The organism is Snodgrassella alvi, from assembly GCF_002777855.1.
Taxonomy (GTDB): Bacteria; Pseudomonadota; Gammaproteobacteria; order Burkholderiales; family Neisseriaceae; genus Snodgrassella; species Snodgrassella alvi_E.
This window is the reverse complement of the sequence record NZ_MEIK01000031.1, coordinates 1-15,169: the sequence shown is the minus strand read 5'-3', so window position 1 is coordinate 15,169 and position 15,169 is coordinate 1. Positions and strand designations below refer to the sequence as shown.

Annotated in this window: 16 protein-coding genes and 1 tRNA gene; 11 read left to right on the top strand and 6 right to left on the bottom strand. The window is 42.7% G+C overall.

The annotated features are described in order from the left end of the window. Window position 1: 1 nt before the first annotated feature. The 8 genes from infC (at window position 2) to BHC43_RS05465 (ending at window position 6,157) form a co-directional block, all read left to right on the top strand. Entirely contained in the window at window positions 2–535 is a 534-nt protein-coding gene (gene infC / locus BHC43_RS05500) for a translation initiation factor IF-3 (protein ID WP_257377993.1), read from the top strand. 280 nt (window positions 536–815) lie between these two features. Next, window positions 816–1,013 carry a 50S ribosomal protein L35 gene (gene rpmI / locus BHC43_RS05495; RefSeq protein ID WP_037405875.1) on the top strand — a complete coding sequence of 66 codons (198 nt, stop codon included), beginning with the start codon at window positions 816–818 and terminating at the stop codon, window positions 1,011–1,013. A gap of 12 nt (window positions 1,014–1,025) precedes the next feature. Beyond that, the gene (rplT, locus tag BHC43_RS05490) at window positions 1,026–1,382 is read left to right on the top strand and encodes a 50S ribosomal protein L20 (RefSeq protein ID WP_025330521.1); all 357 of its coding nucleotides are present in this window, start codon (window positions 1,026–1,028) and stop codon (window positions 1,380–1,382) included. 273 nt (window positions 1,383–1,655) lie between these two features. Beyond that, window positions 1,656–2,645 carry a phenylalanine--tRNA ligase subunit alpha gene (pheS, locus tag BHC43_RS05485; protein ID WP_100156749.1) on the top strand — a complete coding sequence of 330 codons (990 nt, stop codon included), beginning with the start codon at window positions 1,656–1,658 and terminating at the stop codon, window positions 2,643–2,645. Window positions 2,646–2,974: 329 nt separating this feature from the next. Beyond that, window positions 2,975–5,332 (top strand): phenylalanine--tRNA ligase subunit beta, encoded by a 2,358-nt coding sequence (gene pheT, locus BHC43_RS05480; RefSeq protein ID WP_100156748.1) that lies wholly within the window; start codon window positions 2,975–2,977, stop codon window positions 5,330–5,332. 100 nt (window positions 5,333–5,432) lie between these two features. Further along, window positions 5,433–5,735 carry an integration host factor subunit alpha gene (locus tag BHC43_RS05475; protein ID WP_100141266.1) on the top strand — a complete coding sequence of 101 codons (303 nt, stop codon included), beginning with the start codon at window positions 5,433–5,435 and terminating at the stop codon, window positions 5,733–5,735. Next, window positions 5,719–6,045 (top strand): hypothetical protein, encoded by a 327-nt coding sequence (locus BHC43_RS05470; RefSeq protein ID WP_100141267.1) that lies wholly within the window; start codon window positions 5,719–5,721, stop codon window positions 6,043–6,045. Before BHC43_RS05475 ends, BHC43_RS05470 begins: the two co-directional genes overlap by 17 nt. 35 nt (window positions 6,046–6,080) lie before the next feature. Next, a tRNA-Pro gene (locus BHC43_RS05465) sits at window positions 6,081–6,157 on the top strand. A gap of 249 nt (window positions 6,158–6,406) precedes the next feature. On the opposite strand, the gene recO is transcribed toward BHC43_RS05465, so the two are convergent. Further along, entirely contained in the window at window positions 6,407–7,141 is a 735-nt protein-coding gene (gene recO / locus BHC43_RS05460; RefSeq protein WP_100156747.1) for a DNA repair protein RecO, read from the bottom strand. Window positions 7,142–7,322: 181 nt separating this feature from the next. Between recO and trhP the strand changes: the two genes are divergently transcribed. After that, entirely contained in the window at window positions 7,323–8,690 is a 1,368-nt protein-coding gene (gene trhP / locus BHC43_RS05455; RefSeq protein WP_100156746.1) for a prephenate-dependent tRNA uridine(34) hydroxylase TrhP, read from the top strand. Window positions 8,691–8,749: 59 nt separating this feature from the next. On the opposite strand, the gene hemH is transcribed toward trhP, so the two are convergent. Continuing rightward, the gene (gene hemH, locus BHC43_RS05450; protein WP_100156745.1) at window positions 8,750–9,757 is read right to left on the bottom strand and encodes a ferrochelatase; all 1,008 of its coding nucleotides are present in this window, start codon (window positions 9,755–9,757) and stop codon (window positions 8,750–8,752) included. A gap of 156 nt (window positions 9,758–9,913) precedes the next feature. Further along, window positions 9,914–10,540: a thiamine phosphate synthase gene (gene thiE, locus BHC43_RS05445; protein ID WP_100141271.1), complete on the bottom strand. Its 627-nt coding sequence runs from the start codon at window positions 10,538–10,540 to the stop codon at window positions 9,914–9,916. Window positions 10,541–10,654: 114 nt separating this feature from the next. Between thiE and BHC43_RS05440 the strand changes: the two genes are divergently transcribed. Then, entirely contained in the window at window positions 10,655–12,250 is a 1,596-nt protein-coding gene (locus BHC43_RS05440; protein ID WP_100156744.1) for an inorganic phosphate transporter, read from the top strand. 294 nt (window positions 12,251–12,544) lie between these two features. Beyond that, on the top strand, window positions 12,545–13,525 hold the full coding sequence (locus BHC43_RS05435) for a bile acid:sodium symporter family protein (protein ID WP_100141273.1): 981 nt from the start codon (window positions 12,545–12,547) through the stop codon (window positions 13,523–13,525). A gap of 582 nt (window positions 13,526–14,107) precedes the next feature. Here BHC43_RS05435 and lysC read toward each other — a convergent pair. The 3 genes from lysC to BHC43_RS05420 are packed head-to-tail and all read right to left on the bottom strand — an operon-like array spanning window position 14,108 to window position 15,031. Continuing rightward, entirely contained in the window at window positions 14,108–14,308 is a 201-nt protein-coding gene (lysC, locus tag BHC43_RS11050) for an Rz1-like lysis system protein LysC (RefSeq protein WP_100156173.1), read from the bottom strand. Next, window positions 14,262–14,597 carry a hypothetical protein gene (locus tag BHC43_RS05425; RefSeq protein WP_100156172.1) on the bottom strand — a complete coding sequence of 112 codons (336 nt, stop codon included), beginning with the start codon at window positions 14,595–14,597 and terminating at the stop codon, window positions 14,262–14,264. The genes lysC and BHC43_RS05425 overlap by 47 nt, the downstream gene beginning before the upstream one ends. A gap of 2 nt (window positions 14,598–14,599) precedes the next feature. After that, window positions 14,600–15,031 carry a M15 family metallopeptidase gene (locus BHC43_RS05420; protein ID WP_100156171.1) on the bottom strand — a complete coding sequence of 144 codons (432 nt, stop codon included), beginning with the start codon at window positions 15,029–15,031 and terminating at the stop codon, window positions 14,600–14,602. Between the last annotated feature and the right edge of the window lie 138 nt (window positions 15,032–15,169).

Here is a 15,169-nt window from a genome sequence, read left to right as displayed (position 1 = left end):
AATAAGGAGTACGACCATCGCTCAAGAACGCGAAGCACGCATCAACGGTGAAATCACCATTAAAGAAGTGCGTTTGATTGGTCCAACTGGCGAACAGTTGGGTGTAGTATCTACTCAGCAGGCCATGAAATTGGCCGAAGAGAACGATGTGGATCTGGTGGAAATTGCCCCTACCGCCAAACCACCCGTCTGCAAATTAATGGATTTTGGTAAATACAAATACGAACAATCCAAAAAACGCGACGAACAGCGCAAAAAACAAAAACAGGTGCAGGTAAAAGAAATCAAATTCCGCCCTGGTACTGATGAAGGTGACTATCAGATTAAAATGCGCAATATTGTTCGCTTTTTAACAGATGGCGATAAAGTAAAAGTCACGCTGCGCTTTCGTGGACGTGAAATGGCTCATCAACATTTAGGAGCAGAACTACTCAAACGCATTCAAGCTGATTTGATTGAAATCGGCACTGTTGAGCAGTTTCCAAAAATGGAAGGTCGCCAAATGGTGATGATAATCGCACCGAAAAAGAAATAATTATTAAACTCAGCCTGTCTTATAAAAACCTCATTTTACTCACCTGAAATGAGGTTTTTCATATATTGACTCAAGCAGCCTAAATAATTACCACAGGACTGTGTCGGCAGAAGCATACCACAGCGATATTGTCTTAACGACGCAGATATATTATAATTCTCATCCTTGTGCATCGCCGCTGTGCGCAAAGCAATATTCAAGCGGCAAAAACCGTGGTGTGCGGGTCAAAGTGCTGTATACAGCCACCCCTCGCCTGATCAAACAACAATGGAGTTTTCCCATGCCGAAAATGAAATCCAAATCTAGCGCAAAAAAACGCTTTAAAGTATTGGGTAACGGTGGTGTAAAACGCGCTCATGCGTTCAAACGTCACATCCTGACGAAAAAAACCACTAAAAACAAACGCCAATTGCGTGGCACCTCTTTGGTGAATGAACGCGATATGGCTTCTATCCACAAAATGTTACCCTACGCTTAAGGAGTTTGAACTATGCCTCGCGTAAAACGTGGTGTTACCGCTCGTGCACGTCATAAAAAAGTTTTAGCGTTAGCCAAAGGCTACCGCGGCCGTCGTAAAAACGTCTATCGTATTGCCAAACAGGCAGTAATGAAAGCCGGACAGTACGCCTATCGTGACCGTCGTCAACGCAAACGTCAATTCCGCCAGTTATGGATTGTACGTATCAATGCCGCTGCACGTCAGAACGGTTTGTCTTACAGCAAATTCATGAATGGTCTGAAAAAGGCGGCTATTGTTATCGACCGCAAAGTACTGGCTGATCTGGCCGTATTTGATCAAGCTGCGTTTGCTCAGCTGGCTGCACAGGCAAAAGCTGCTTTAGCCTGATAAGCAGATTCTGGAAAAAAGGAAACTTCGGTTTCCTTTTTTTTCATTCCTGTTTTATCAACCTTTTTAATTATATTTAAACTGATGGTTTAACATTGTTTACCGCATGAATTTCGCGTTAAAATAAGCTTTTAGCAAAAAATATATTATAGCGTGTTATATACCTCGTTTTGTCCGCTTCAGATTCGGTATTATTCACAATTCCAGCATTTTTAAAAGCAAGACAAAGCATTACACATCTCTTCGGTTTATATTTAAGTAAAGAATCTTGTTATGGAAAACGCCAACCGCATCGTTGCCGAAGGCATCGCTGCTGTTCAATCAGCTACTGATTTACCTGCATTAGAATTGGTAAAAGCCCGTTATCTGGGCAAGACAGGTGAACTCAACGCCCTATTAAAAACACTAGGAAAAATGACACCGGAAGAACGCAAAACCACCGGTGCGCACATAAATGAGTGCAAAAATCAGTTTCAGTCTGCCTATAACCAGCAACGCGATGCACTGAACGAAACCAAACTGCAACAACAGCTGGCGGCCGAAGCACTGGATGTGACTCTGCCCGGTCGCGGCGAAAATATAGGTGGTTTACATCCTGTAACCTTAACCTTACAGCGAATTGTAGAACTGTTTCACAGCATGGGGTTCACCGTAGCCGATGGGCCTGAGATTGAAGATGATTTTCATAATTTTCAGGCATTGAATATTCCACCAAACCATCCTGCTCGTGCCATGCAAGACACATTCTATGTCGAAAATGGCAATGTACTACGTACTCATACATCTCCTATTCAGATACGCTACATGCTGGACAAAAAAGAGCCGCCGATTCGCATTATTGCTCCAGGACGCGTATATCGGGTAGACTCAGATGCCACCCACTCACCAATGTTTCATCAGGCAGAAGGATTGTGGATTGAGGAAGGTGTGACCATGGCCGACCTTAAAGCGGTATTTACCGATTTTATCCGTCGCTTTTTTGAACGTGATGATTTACAGGTACGTTTCCGCCCTTCATTTTTCCCATTTACCGAACCATCAGCTGAAATTGATATCATGGGTGAGCGAGGTTGGCTCGAAGTCGGCGGCTGCGGCATGGTGCATCCAAATGTATTAAAAAACGTCAATATAGATGCTGAAAAATATACAGGTTTTGCCTTTGGCATTGGTCTGGACAGATTTGCCATGCTGCGCTACGGAATTAATGATTTGCGCCTTTTTTTCGACAATGACCTGAATTTTCTGAAACAGTTTCAGGATTAACTACAAAGTGTCTGTTAAAAGTAATGAACTTGTTTTAAGCCAATCCCTGAATTATCCAATTCAGGCATAGCCGAAACAAAACAACATTCATTACCACTGATATAAGATTAACATCAAAGCGTAATCATCTCACTAGTGAACGACTGATGAATTTTTATGGTTAAAAAATTATTCACCCTATAACAAACTAGAATAATTCATCTTAACCTAATACGAATTCCAAAAGCGAAGTTACATAAATTACAGATTAAACAATCCTGTAACAACTGCAGACCAGCAAACCCAACACTTTTGGATGAAACTGCAACAGAATACATACTGGAAGCATTATGCAATTTTCTCAACAATGGTTATATTCATGGGTCAATCCAGACCTGTCAGCAGACCAGCTGGCACATTTACTCACCATGGCCGGACTTGAAGTAGAAGAAACCAGACTGGCTGCTCCCACCTTCACAGGTGTAGTAATTGCTGAAGTAAAATCAGTCATTAAACATCCTGATGCTGACCGGCTCAATATCACACAAGTAGATGCCGGCACAGGCGAACTGATACAAATTGTATGTGGTGCTCCCAATGTACAGCCAGGAATCAAAGTACCTTGCGCGTTACCAGGCGCCATTTTGCCAGGCGATTTTAAAATCAAACCCACCAAAATGCGCGGTCAAGTATCCAATGGAATGCTGTGCTCAGCAAAAGAATTAGGTCTGCCAGATGAAGTTAATGGTCTGCTGATTCTGCCTGCAGATGCACCTATCGGTGAAAACATCCGCAACTATCTGGAATTAGATGATCATCTGCTCACCCTCAAAATCACACCTAACCGTGCAGACTGCCTCAGTATAAAAGGAATAGCACGTGAAGTAGGTGCATTAACTCAGTCTAAGTTACATCCGATTGAAATTGTGCCTGTCCAAGCAAACATCGAAGCCAGCCAACCAGCCAGCATCGAAGCACCACAAGACTGTGGCCGCTTTCTTACCCGAGTTATCCGTGGCGTTAATTCACAATCAGCTACACCGGCATGGCTAAAACAACGACTGGAACGCAGTGGATTGCGGAGTATCAATGCTTTAGTTGATATCGGCAACTATGTCATGCTAGAGCTTGGGCAGCCAATGCACATGTTTGATGCTGATAAAATTACCGGTAAGCTGAATATTCGTCGTGCTCATGATGGTGAAACCATTACCTGTCTTAATGACAAAACTGTCACCCTCTGCAGCAATACACTTGTAGTAGCTGATGAAAAACAGGTATTGAGCATTGCTGGGCTGATGGGTGGTATAGAAAGCTCAGTTACTAACGATACCCATAATGTAGTCATCGAAAGTGCATGGTTTACTCCAGACATCATTGCCGGCAAAGCTCGACAGTATGGTTTTGGTTCAGACTCATCATTTCGTTTTGAGCGAGGTGTGGATTTCAATTTACAGCAACAAGCCATCGAACGTGCCACAGCCCTGATACAAGAAATCTGCGGAGGTGATATCGGTAATATCACTGAAGCAACAGGAAACCTGCCTGACACCAAAAAAGTCCGAGTACGCACCAACAGAGTAGCCAAAGTACTGGGAGTAAATATTTCTGCAGAGAATATAGGAATTATTCTGCAACATCTAGGCCTTAATCCACAAATATGCGAAGACGGTTTCACGGTTACATCACCCAGCTTTCGCTTTGATATTGAAATTGAAGCAGATCTTATTGAAGAAATCGGCCGCGTTTTCGGATATGACAATATTCCAGACAACCATACCAATGGCAAACTGAACATGGTAGCCCTGCCGGAAACACAGAAACCATTATTCAGTGTCTACCACCAGCTTGCCAATAACGGCTATCAGGAAGTTGTCAGCTACGCCTTTGTAGAAGAAGCATGGGAACAAGATTTAGCCGGCAATACTAATCCGATTCGCCTGCAAAACCCGATTGCCAGTCAGCTAAGTGTCATGCGCTCTACCTTGTTTGGTGGCTTGATAGAAATTCTGCACAATAATCTAAACCGTAAACAAAACCGGGTAAGATTATTCGAAGTGGCACGCGTGTTTCACAAACAGAATGAAGCATATGTCCAGACCAAAAAAATTGCTGGTCTTGCTTATGGTTCTGCCCTGCCAGAACAATGGGCCGCAACCACACGTAATGTGGATTTCTATGATGTCAAAAACGATATTGCCGGTTTAATCAGTGCTGATACTGTTGAATATCGCGCAGCAGAACATCCGGCACTGCATCCGGGCAGAACGGCAGAAATCATCATTGCTGATAAAGTAGTCGGTGTTATCGGAGAACTGCATCCACGCTGGACACAAAAATACGATTTACCTCAATCACCGATTCTATTTGAGCTAAATCTAAGTGCTGTATTATCGCAAGACAGAATTACTTACCAACCAGTATCCAAATTTCAGCCCGTACGACGTGATCTGGCTTTTATCCTCCCAGAGCAAATAACTGCTGAACAGTTACTTAACACTCTGACCAGTGTTAAACATTCTTCCATACAGGAAATCGCTATTTTTGACGTTTATCGAGGTAAAGGTGTCCCTGAAAACATGAAAAGTCTGGCTGTAAAAATTATTCTGCAAAGCCCTGAGCAAACACTGACCGATGAAGAAGTAGACTCAGTAATAACAAAACTCATAGATACAGCAGGTACAATTGACGCAAAATTACGCGTTTAGAATTTTACCCAGACATCCTAAACGATTAAAATTTTACTTACTTGATAACACAAATCAATTTGTGGATAATATCGCCCTCTTTAATGAAAGAAACTTTAATATGACGCTGACAAAAGCTGAACTTGCAGATATTTTGGTAGAAAAAGTAGCCGGCATGAGCAAACACGATGCCAAAGAAATAGTAGAATTGTTTTTTGAAGAAATTCGCAGTACCCTAGAACAAGGCGAACAAATCAAAATCTCTGGTTTTGGTAACTTCCAGCTGCGCGATAAACCGCAGCGCCCTGGCCGTAATCCCAAAACCGGCGAAGAAGTCCCTATTTCTGCTAGACGCGTGGTAACATTCCATGCATCACAAAAATTGAAAGGCATGGTTGATCACTATAATGGAAAACAAGCCTAAGCAACTGTTACCCATTCCAGCACAGCGGTACTTTACCCTAGAAGAGCTGTGCCAGCTTGCTGACATTAGTAAGGAGCAGTTTACTGCATGGCAGCAGATTCACGGCGTAGTGATTGGGTATGGCGGCCAGCATTATACCCGTGCTGATGTAATTAAAATTCGACAATTGCGCGATAGCTTTACTCCCTATATCGATCCATTTACACGTAATCAGGTGGATGCTGAAGGTAATCCGGCCATTGATGCTCTAGAAACACGGCAGCACATTGAGAAGATAATGGACAACCTGAATAGCGTACTTGCCAAGTAAAACGATTACTTTTATAATCGCCTCCTTTACAGAGTCGGAGTGTGGCGCAGTCTGGTAGCGCACTTGCATGGGGTGCAAGGGGTCGAAGGTTCGAATCCTTTCACTCCGACCAAAATTAAAAATACAGCCTAGAAGGGCTGTATTTTTTTATACAAATAGAGTAAATATCAGTATCAGATTCTCACAGTATCAAAATAAAAATTCAGATAATATGCTTTCGAATCAATAAAGATGTTAAAAAAGAAAATCCAATTCTTTGCTTATTAAAATTCTAGCAATTCATTCCAAATTCTCAAAGGCCCGTTACTAGTCCAATAAACTGCAATAATTTATTCAATCAGATGCTTAAATAATAAGATTATTAACCTGTTAATTGCTGCAGCTGTTTCAATATCTGTCTACTGAGGATACCGTCTGGTAGACGGAAATCAAGTAGCATGCGAGTCAGCCGAAGAGCTTCCTGATGCCATTCAGGCTGTGATGCCAGAGACTGGTTGGTTAGCGCATTAAGAGTATGTCCATGGACCACAATGCCTTTCTCTTGAGCAGATAGCTGCTGTGCCTGCATCAATAATACCGGTGCGTACTCAGCACGCAACCAGTAACGTTCATGACAGACAATTGCTTGTTCTAGATTGTCCTGCGAGATATCCGGAGCCACACCTAAAGTATGCAGAAGGCTCCACTCAAAATAACGTAAAGCTGCCAGATGCTCACCACCGCAGATACTTTGCAAAACGGCGTACATGGCATGATAGACAGATGGTAAGGAATCCTCGCGTGCTGTAAGTTTCAAAACTAACTCATTCACATACATTGCACTGAACAAAGCTTGATTTTGTGGCTGAGGCCACCCACCTACCCATTCTGCACGATGAAGAGTTTTCAGTTCATTATTGCCATACCAAGAAATCTGCAAAGGTACAAATGGTACCAACACGCCGCGCAGTTCACTTTGGCGCCGTCGTGCACTGCGAGCCAGCATCACCACTCTGCCATAGTCTCGTGAAAATATTTCTATTTGAAGACTGCTTTCACTCCACGGACGTGATGAAAGCAAAAAAGCTGGTTGATGATTGATACGATTATCAGACATGAGTAGTTGTTACATCAGATAGATTTGCTGATTATTATAGCCCGATATGGCATGACAATTGACCATATTCGCCAAAAAGCGGATAATTCCTTTAAAAATAGATATTTTACTTTCAGGCAGCCGGTTTTTTTCAGCCGGCTGCCTGAAAGCATTCAAAACTATCAGGAAAGTTTGCACACCCATGAAAGCACCGGAATTATTATTACCTGCTGGCGGTCTGGAACGGATGCGTGCTGCGTTTGATTACGGCGCAGATGCAGTCTATGCGGGTACGCCACGCTATTCTCTACGTGCACGCAATAATGAATTTGCCCATCTTCCAATACTGGAGCAGGGAATTTCTGAAGCACACGCTCGTGGCAAGAAATTTTTTCTGGCCAGTAATATTCTGCCACATAATGCCAAACTGAAAACGTATCTGGCTGATATGGAACCAATTATTGCCATGCAGCCAGACGCACTGATTATGGCCGACCCTGGGCTGATTATGAAAGTGCGCGAAAAATGGCCGGAAATACCGGTGCATCTGTCCGTACAGGCCAATACGACTAATGCTTGGGGTGTACAGTTTTGGCAAAGCATCGGTATTGAACGTATTATTTTATCACGTGAGCTAAGTATCAATGAGATTGCTGAAATCCGGCAGCAATGTCCAGATATTGAGCTAGAAGTATTTGTGCACGGTGCTTTATGCATCGCCTATTCCGGCCGCTGTCTGCTATCTGGATACTTTAACCATCGTGATCCCAATCAGGGTACCTGCACTAATGCCTGCCGCTGGGATTATAAAGTACATAATACGTCGGATAGTGACAGCGGTGACGCCCAGTTATTACGCGATTTTGATTTCAAGCATGCTCAATCTCTGGCAGATGAGAGCCTGTTGGGCCCGAATGAGCAGCAACGCCACCCCTTAGCTAATAAAGTATATTTAATCGAAGAGGCTAATCGACCCGGTGACATGATGCCGATTATGGAAGATGAGCACGGTACCTATATCATGAATTCCAAAGATTTACGTGCAGTGGAGCAAGTTGCGAAATTAGCTGAGATCGGTGTGGATTCACTGAAAGTAGAAGGCCGCACCAAATCGGTTTATTATGTAGCCCGTGCCGCACAAGTATATCGGCGTGCCATTGATGATGCAGTTGCTGGAAAACCTTTTGATTACTCGCTGCTGGCCGAACTTGAAGGACTGGCAAATCGCGGATATACCACTGGATTTTTGGAACGTCATCAAACTCAGGAATATCAAAATTATTTGTCTGGACACTCTTTATCCAAGCAAAGCCAATATGTTGGCAAGGTAACGGATATTGATGCTGATGGGTGGGCAACGATTGAGGTGAAAAATAAATTCAGTGTAGGTGATCAGTTGGAAATTATTCACCCCAGCGGTAATCAAATTATTCGGCTAGAACAAATGACACGTAAAGGTTATCCGATAGAAGTGGCTGCTGGAAATGGTTTCGAAGTAAAAATTCCACAAATGCAAGGTAAAGACAAGGCTTTGATCGCACGAATTATGATGCAGAACGAAGCAGTTTAAACAAATAAGTAAAAAGCCATAGAATCAAATTCTATGGCTTTTTATTGGATACCAGAAACTTACAGCCAGCCTTGCAGATTCTGATTGATTAAAGGTATTAGTATTTTTACCCATTCATTTTCACTGCTCATACATGGAATATAATGAAATTGTTCACCCCCATGAGCCAGAAAATCAGCTTTACCCCTAATATTAATCTCTTCTAGTGTTTCCAGACAATCAGTAACAAATCCGGGACATACTACATCAAGTTTTTTTATTCCAGCCTGTGGTAGCTGGTTGAATAAATCCTGAGTACTGGGACCAACCCATGGCGCGTAACCAAACCGGCTCTGAAATGCCAGTCGGTATTCATTATCTTTCAATCCGAGCTCACTAACCAGATGCTGGGTAGTGGTGCGGCAATGCTCAACATAAACATCACCCGCCTGTTGCTGAGCTAATGGAATACCATGAAAACTCAACAACAAACATTCCCCGCGTCCATGCTGTTTCCAGTGCGTATGGATATGAGCTGCCAAGGTCTTTATATAATTGGTATCTGCACAAAAACTAGTGATACTTCGTACCGCCATCTGCACGCGCTGTTTAAGTAAAGCTCGCCATAGCTGATCAAGTGCCGCACCACTACTTGAACTTGCATATTGAGGATACAAAGGTACTACCAGCAGATTTGCTACACCTTGCTTCTTCATTTCCTGCACCACATCCACCACACTTGGCTGACCATAAGTCATAGCAAACCGGGTAATCACACTTTCAGGTAAAGCTTTAGACAATGCTTGAGTGAGGGACCGTGTACCAATCAGAAGCGGAGAACCATTGTCTTGCCAAATGGATTGATAAGCATGAGCACTTTTCCTTGACCTTAAAGGCAGGATGATGCCACGTAATAGCAGCTGCCATAAAAATCGTGGCAACTCAACCACACGCTGATCTGATAAAAACTCTCGCAAATAGGGACGTACAGCCTGAGGTGTTGGTGCTTCGGGCGTACCAAGATTCAGCAGTAATACACCTGTGTCTGTGGTAGATGTTTCAGGTTCGCTAAGAAATGGTTTTGACATAATAAGAGCGCCGGCAAAGGATAAGCAGGTTTATGATTGAGCTTCACAAGTATAGCTGATTACGTTATTACTACTATTCATGCTGCTTCAGATTAAATTTATTCAGAATAATCTTTCTCTTCAATTGGGTAAGACTGACAAAAATTGTACCACTCTTTATTCTTTCCAAAGAGCCTGAAAAGCTTTTACCACCTTTTCTGGTTCAGCCGCATCTGTTACCGCTCGCACTACTGCCAAAGAACTAACACCGGTGGCCAGAACATCAGGCGCATTACTCAGATCGATACCACCGATGGCTACCGTCGGGGTACTTCCGGCCTGAAGCACGTATTGTCTAAGTTTATCTAATCCCTGAGGCTGTGTAGGCATGGTCTTAGTTTTGGTAGGAAATATTGCCCCACAGGCTACATAACTTGGCTTTACTGAAAGTGCAAGAGCAAGCTCTTCAGAAGAATGAGTACTCACTCCTAACCGTAAACCGGCACTCTGTATCATCACCAAATCAGCACTTTCCAAATCTTCCTGTCCAAGATGTACACCGTAGGCACCACAATCTACTGCCTCCCACCAAAAATCGTTGATAAATAATTGTGTAGGTGAATCCTTTGCATAGGCCACACTGCGTTCAATTTCACGGTACAATGCCGAGCCAATCTGGCTTTTATTGCGTAGCTGCACGGTATTAGCGCCTGCATCCACCATTCGGGCTACCCAGTCTGCAGAAGGAACGACTGCATAAAATTTAAGCGGAGCGGCAATGGGTAAAAACGGGTTCGTGAACATAATTTACTCCTTTTGAAACAAAAATCTTTATAATGGCACTTTTTTACGTAGCATGGCACACGTTGGATAGCTTGTTTACGTGCCGGCTCTGAATTTTCCACTTAAAAATACATTATGGCCGCAGACACATCTTTTGCACGTTCGCCCTTGATTACACGGGTCAATTACGCTTTTGCTGCATTGCTACTTGGCACCATTGCCTATTTCATTTACTGGGGACTAGGCTATACCAATCATCATGCACCGCTATTATTCATTGTAGCTACCCTCTTTGGTGCCTTTATGGCTTTCAATATCGGTGGCAATGATGTAGCCAATTCTTTTGGCACCAGCGTAGGTGCCGGTACCCTTACAATACCACAAGCTCTGGGTATAGCTGCAGTGTTTGAAGTTTCCGGTGCCGTCATTGCCGGTGGCGAAGTAACTAAAACCATCAGACACGGTATTATAGACCTTGGTGCCATGCATTTGACACCGTCACAATGTATAAATGTAATGCTAGCTGCATTGCTGGCAGCAGCCATCTGGTTACTGATTGCTTCGAAAAAAGGACTTCCGGTTTCAACTACCCACTCTCTGATTGGCGGTCTGGTTGGTGCCGGACTGTGTCTGGGCTATCTGGTCACCGGTAACAGCAGTGCACTAGATTTAATCCAGTGGAACAAAATGGGCGAAATCGGTCTATCATGGGTGATTTCTCCTGTGCTTGGCGGTGCATTGTCATTCATTCTTTTCAGCCAAATTAAAAAGCATGTACTTGATTACAATGAGCGCATGAACATAGCTCTGAAAGAAATCAAACAAGAAAAAAAAGCGTATAAGGAAAAGCACAAAGCATGGTTTGAACAACTGAGTGAGACAGAAAAAATCAAAATTTCTTCTGCCATTGCACGCGATGCGGAAAATTATAGTGATCCAGACTACAGCGTAGATGAACTAGAATCGGATTATTATAAGAAGCTAGCTGATATAGAAAGCCGTAAAAACAGTATAGATGCGTTTAAAGCTCTACATAGCTGGGTGCCTCTGATTTCTGCCTGCGGTGGCATGATGATTACAGCAATGCTGTTATTCAAGGGATTAACCAATCTGCATCTGGGCTTGTCCGTAGTAACCAATTTTTTGCTAATCATCATGATTGGTGCCCTGATCTGGATGGCAACATTTATTTATGCCAAAACACTGAAGCGTAAAGATTTAAGCAAATCCACTTTTTTAATGTTTAGTTGGATGCAAGTATTTACAGCTGCTGGTTTTGCTTTCAGCCATGGAGCCAATGATATATCCAATGCAGTAGGCCCGTTTGCAGCCATTATGGACATAATTAGAACTGGTGATATTGCTATGGATGCCAATGCCATGATTCCAGCACCTGTGATGATTACTTTTGGCGTCGCCCTGATTGTTGGCCTGTGGTTTATCGGCAAAGAAGTAATTCAAACTGTGGGCACCAATCTTGCTAAAATGCATCCGGCTTCAGGATTTACCGCCGAACTATCTTCAGCAGCCATTGTAATGCTGGCTACGCTGATGGGCTTACCAGTATCCAGTACACATATTTTGGTCGGTGCCGTACTAGGAATTGGACTGGTTAACCATAATGCCAACTGGAAGCTGATGAAACCGATAGCACTTGCCTGGGTTATTACCCTTCCTTCTGCAGCAATTCTGTCGGTTTTGATTTTTCTCGGACTGAATTCTTTTTTCTGATCTCAGCAATAATATAGTGCGCCAGTCAAATACAGGCTGGCGTTTTTGTTCATCCATATCAAAATTAAACCATTGTTGATAATTTATTTATTTTATCAATTATGTTGTCTATCATAAGTTTTAAATCTCTTTCTAAATTGGTTGCCTTGAACATTTGGTGATTATCTTAAAGGTAATTAAAAGCAATTATGGAATCGGATTAATGCTTTTTAACTCAGCTAGCAGCTGTATGTGATAGTGACTTTTCGTTAAAATATTGCCTTTTGTAATTACGTACGCAAACGCTGAGCTGCCATGAACAATTTGCTTAAAAAATTCTATATAGACCCGTTTTTACTGGCTATGCTATTGGTTGTCGGTACTGCTACTATTCTTCCGTGTCAGGGCAGCGTCAAAACTTTTTTTAGCTATCTAACGACCATCGCTATTGCACTACTTTTTTTTATGCATGGTGCCAAGCTGTCTCGACAGGCTGTTACTGAAGGAATCAAACATTGGCGGTTGCATCTATTGGTCTTTTGCAGCACATTTATCCTGTTTCCGCTAATTGGTCTATGTCTAAGAATACTGGTACCAAACTGGCTTTCTCCCGAACTTTATCTTGGCTTTCTATATTTATGCGCCCTACCCGCCACTGTGCAATCCGCAATTGCCTTTACCTCCGTTGCTGGCGGAAATGTGGCTGCTGCTGTTTGTAGTGCTTCTGCCTCAAGTATCCTCGGTGTTTTTCTATCACCTGTTCTGGTTGGACTGATGATGCCAACCAGTGGCAACAGCGTTGATACCGCAGCAGCGATAGAATCCATTTTGATGCAATTAATGCTACCTTTTGTAATCGGACACCTTGCACGCCCTTTATTAGCCAATTGGATTCATCAGCACAAAGTCTGGATTAACCGTACAGACCGAAGTTCCATTCTGCTGGTGGTGTATGTGGCTTTCAGTGATGCAGTAGTTGAAGGCTTATGGCACAAAGTAAATCTGGGTTCAATTGGTATGATTGTGATGCTGAGCCTAGTGATTCTATTTCTGGTGATTACGATCAATACACTGGTAGCACGGTTACTAGGTTTTAAACGAGCCGACGAAATTACAATTGTGTTTTGCGGCTCCAAAAAAAGCTTGGCCAATGGCGTACCTATGGCCAATGTTCTGTTTCCAGCCAATATGGTAGGTATAATGCTCTTACCATTGATGATTTTTCACCAGCTACAATTGATGATTTGCGCTGTACTGGCGCAACGCTATGCTCGCACAAATAAACCAATTTCATAACTGTTACCCAGTACTATTGCGACAGATTATAATTGGTTTAAATATTTTTCATTTTAGAAAAAACTGAGCCAAATGAGTAATAGTTTTTCAGATGCATGCAAATACAACTTTTAGGTTCAGTAGCCAGCTTACCATTAGCACAAATTTTTGTTTTAATAAGAAATATTTGTGATTTCTTTGCATGTGATTAGAACACATTCAGTATATTTATCATCACGTTGATGGTTGCGATAAATATAAAATGCTTAATTCAAAGAATGAAATACAATTAAGGGAATTTAAGTTGGAATTGGAATAAGTGACGCAGATTTGTCACAAAATAATTGATATAATGAATTATTGTGGTGCCAGTAATATGCAATATTACATACTTGTCACATAACACTACTTACTGCCACATATTGCCCCAAACGCCCGTTTTATGGAGTTTTTAAAGGATTTTAAAAAACACATATCAAGTTATATATTCGCAAAATAATAGCTTTTACTGTCACAGAATTGTCACAAATTTATTTTATGTAATTATATTTAATATTCTACAACCGTGGCGCCGCGCACCACGATTGCTATTTAATTTAGGCGCTACTCCCCGACAGCTTTTACTAGCGCGCTATGCCGTCGCGCACAGTCATTGTACTTCTCTACCACCCCAACTGCCCACGGGAGAATGTCGGCGCCTGTTGAGCCCTTTAACGGGCTTAATGCAGGGCATGGCTCGGTAAGGTTGGCCGGAACATTAACGGCTGCTAATGGCTTCGTTGACGAGGCGCACCCCTGAAGCATCCAGACAGACATTAGTGTACACAGGCACCCTAACAATTTTTGTAACTTGCGCTTGTCGTTCATCTCGTTTTACCTCGTTTTCTGCTTTTTGTTTCTCGTAATTTTGGCTGGCCTGCTGGGCCACTTGCTGCTGTTTGGCCAAAGCCTCTTGATATTGCCTTTGCGTTTCGTCTTTCCCTTTGTGGTAGCCGTTCTCATATTGCTTGTGGCCATAGCTAAGCATGATGAATAGAAACATTAAGGCCGCCAGCAACCACGCGCCAGCGGCCAAGTAATTAACGTTCTTCATGGCTACACCTCAAAATGTGGATAATCTTTGGTTTTCTGCCAATCCCCGCCCCAATTAATGGAGACATTTAGTTCCTTGGCGGCTTGCTTCATGGCTTCGGCGATTAAACGGAATTTGGCCAAATCGTTCCAGTCTACCGGATAAGGTACCAAATCTACGGCGCGCCCTTGGGAATGCTTACTCGCAAAAGGATTATTTAGCCACGTAACTTTACTAATGTTGGGTTGTGCGTATTTCGCCGGCACACCTTTCTGTGTACATTGCTGGGCAGTTCTACCCTTGCCATAGTTAATGCAACATTGCTCACGGGAGCGCAATCCCTCCGTTACCATGAAATCTTGTTTGGCGATTTCAATGGCTCGTTGAACCACATTTACAAGGTTAGTATTTACCCCCTGAAGATTAGTTAAAGAACGCTTACTTAATTTGTACATATCAAAACCTTTCACGCATAAAAAAACAGCCCAAAGGCTGTTGGTTATTAATAGTTGACAATTAGATTCTTACTAGGCATGATTGAAAAAGAGGTTTAGAACCCTCCTGCATAAGCGGTAATCACCCCGTTAGCGTGA

Coding starts and splice junctions, on each gene's coding strand:
- BHC43_RS05475 (WP_100141266.1), top strand. CDS start 5,433: ATGACGCTGACAAAAGCTGAACTTGCAGATATTTTGGTAGAAAAAGTA.
- BHC43_RS05435 (WP_100141273.1), top strand. CDS start 12,545: ATGAACAATTTGCTTAAAAAATTCTATATAGACCCGTTTTTACTGGCT.
- hemH (WP_100156745.1), bottom strand. CDS start 9,757: ATGTCAAAACCATTTCTTAGCGAACCTGAAACATCTACCACAGACACA.
- BHC43_RS05420 (WP_100156171.1), bottom strand. CDS start 15,031: ATGTACAAATTAAGTAAGCGTTCTTTAACTAATCTTCAGGGGGTAAAT.
- rpmI (WP_037405875.1), top strand. CDS start 816: ATGCCGAAAATGAAATCCAAATCTAGCGCAAAAAAACGCTTTAAAGTA.
- pheT (WP_100156748.1), top strand. CDS start 2,975: ATGCAATTTTCTCAACAATGGTTATATTCATGGGTCAATCCAGACCTG.
- pheS (WP_100156749.1), top strand. CDS start 1,656: ATGGAAAACGCCAACCGCATCGTTGCCGAAGGCATCGCTGCTGTTCAA.
- lysC (WP_100156173.1), bottom strand. CDS start 14,308: ATGCTTCAGGGGTGCGCCTCGTCAACGAAGCCATTAGCAGCCGTTAAT.
- BHC43_RS05425 (WP_100156172.1), bottom strand. CDS start 14,597: ATGAAGAACGTTAATTACTTGGCCGCTGGCGCGTGGTTGCTGGCGGCC.
- BHC43_RS05440 (WP_100156744.1), top strand. CDS start 10,655: ATGGCCGCAGACACATCTTTTGCACGTTCGCCCTTGATTACACGGGTC.
- thiE (WP_100141271.1), bottom strand. CDS start 10,540: ATGTTCACGAACCCGTTTTTACCCATTGCCGCTCCGCTTAAATTTTAT.
- BHC43_RS05470 (WP_100141267.1), top strand. CDS start 5,719: ATGGAAAACAAGCCTAAGCAACTGTTACCCATTCCAGCACAGCGGTAC.
- recO (WP_100156747.1), bottom strand. CDS start 7,141: ATGTCTGATAATCGTATCAATCATCAACCAGCTTTTTTGCTTTCATCA.
- trhP (WP_100156746.1), top strand. CDS start 7,323: ATGAAAGCACCGGAATTATTATTACCTGCTGGCGGTCTGGAACGGATG.
- rplT (WP_025330521.1), top strand. CDS start 1,026: ATGCCTCGCGTAAAACGTGGTGTTACCGCTCGTGCACGTCATAAAAAA.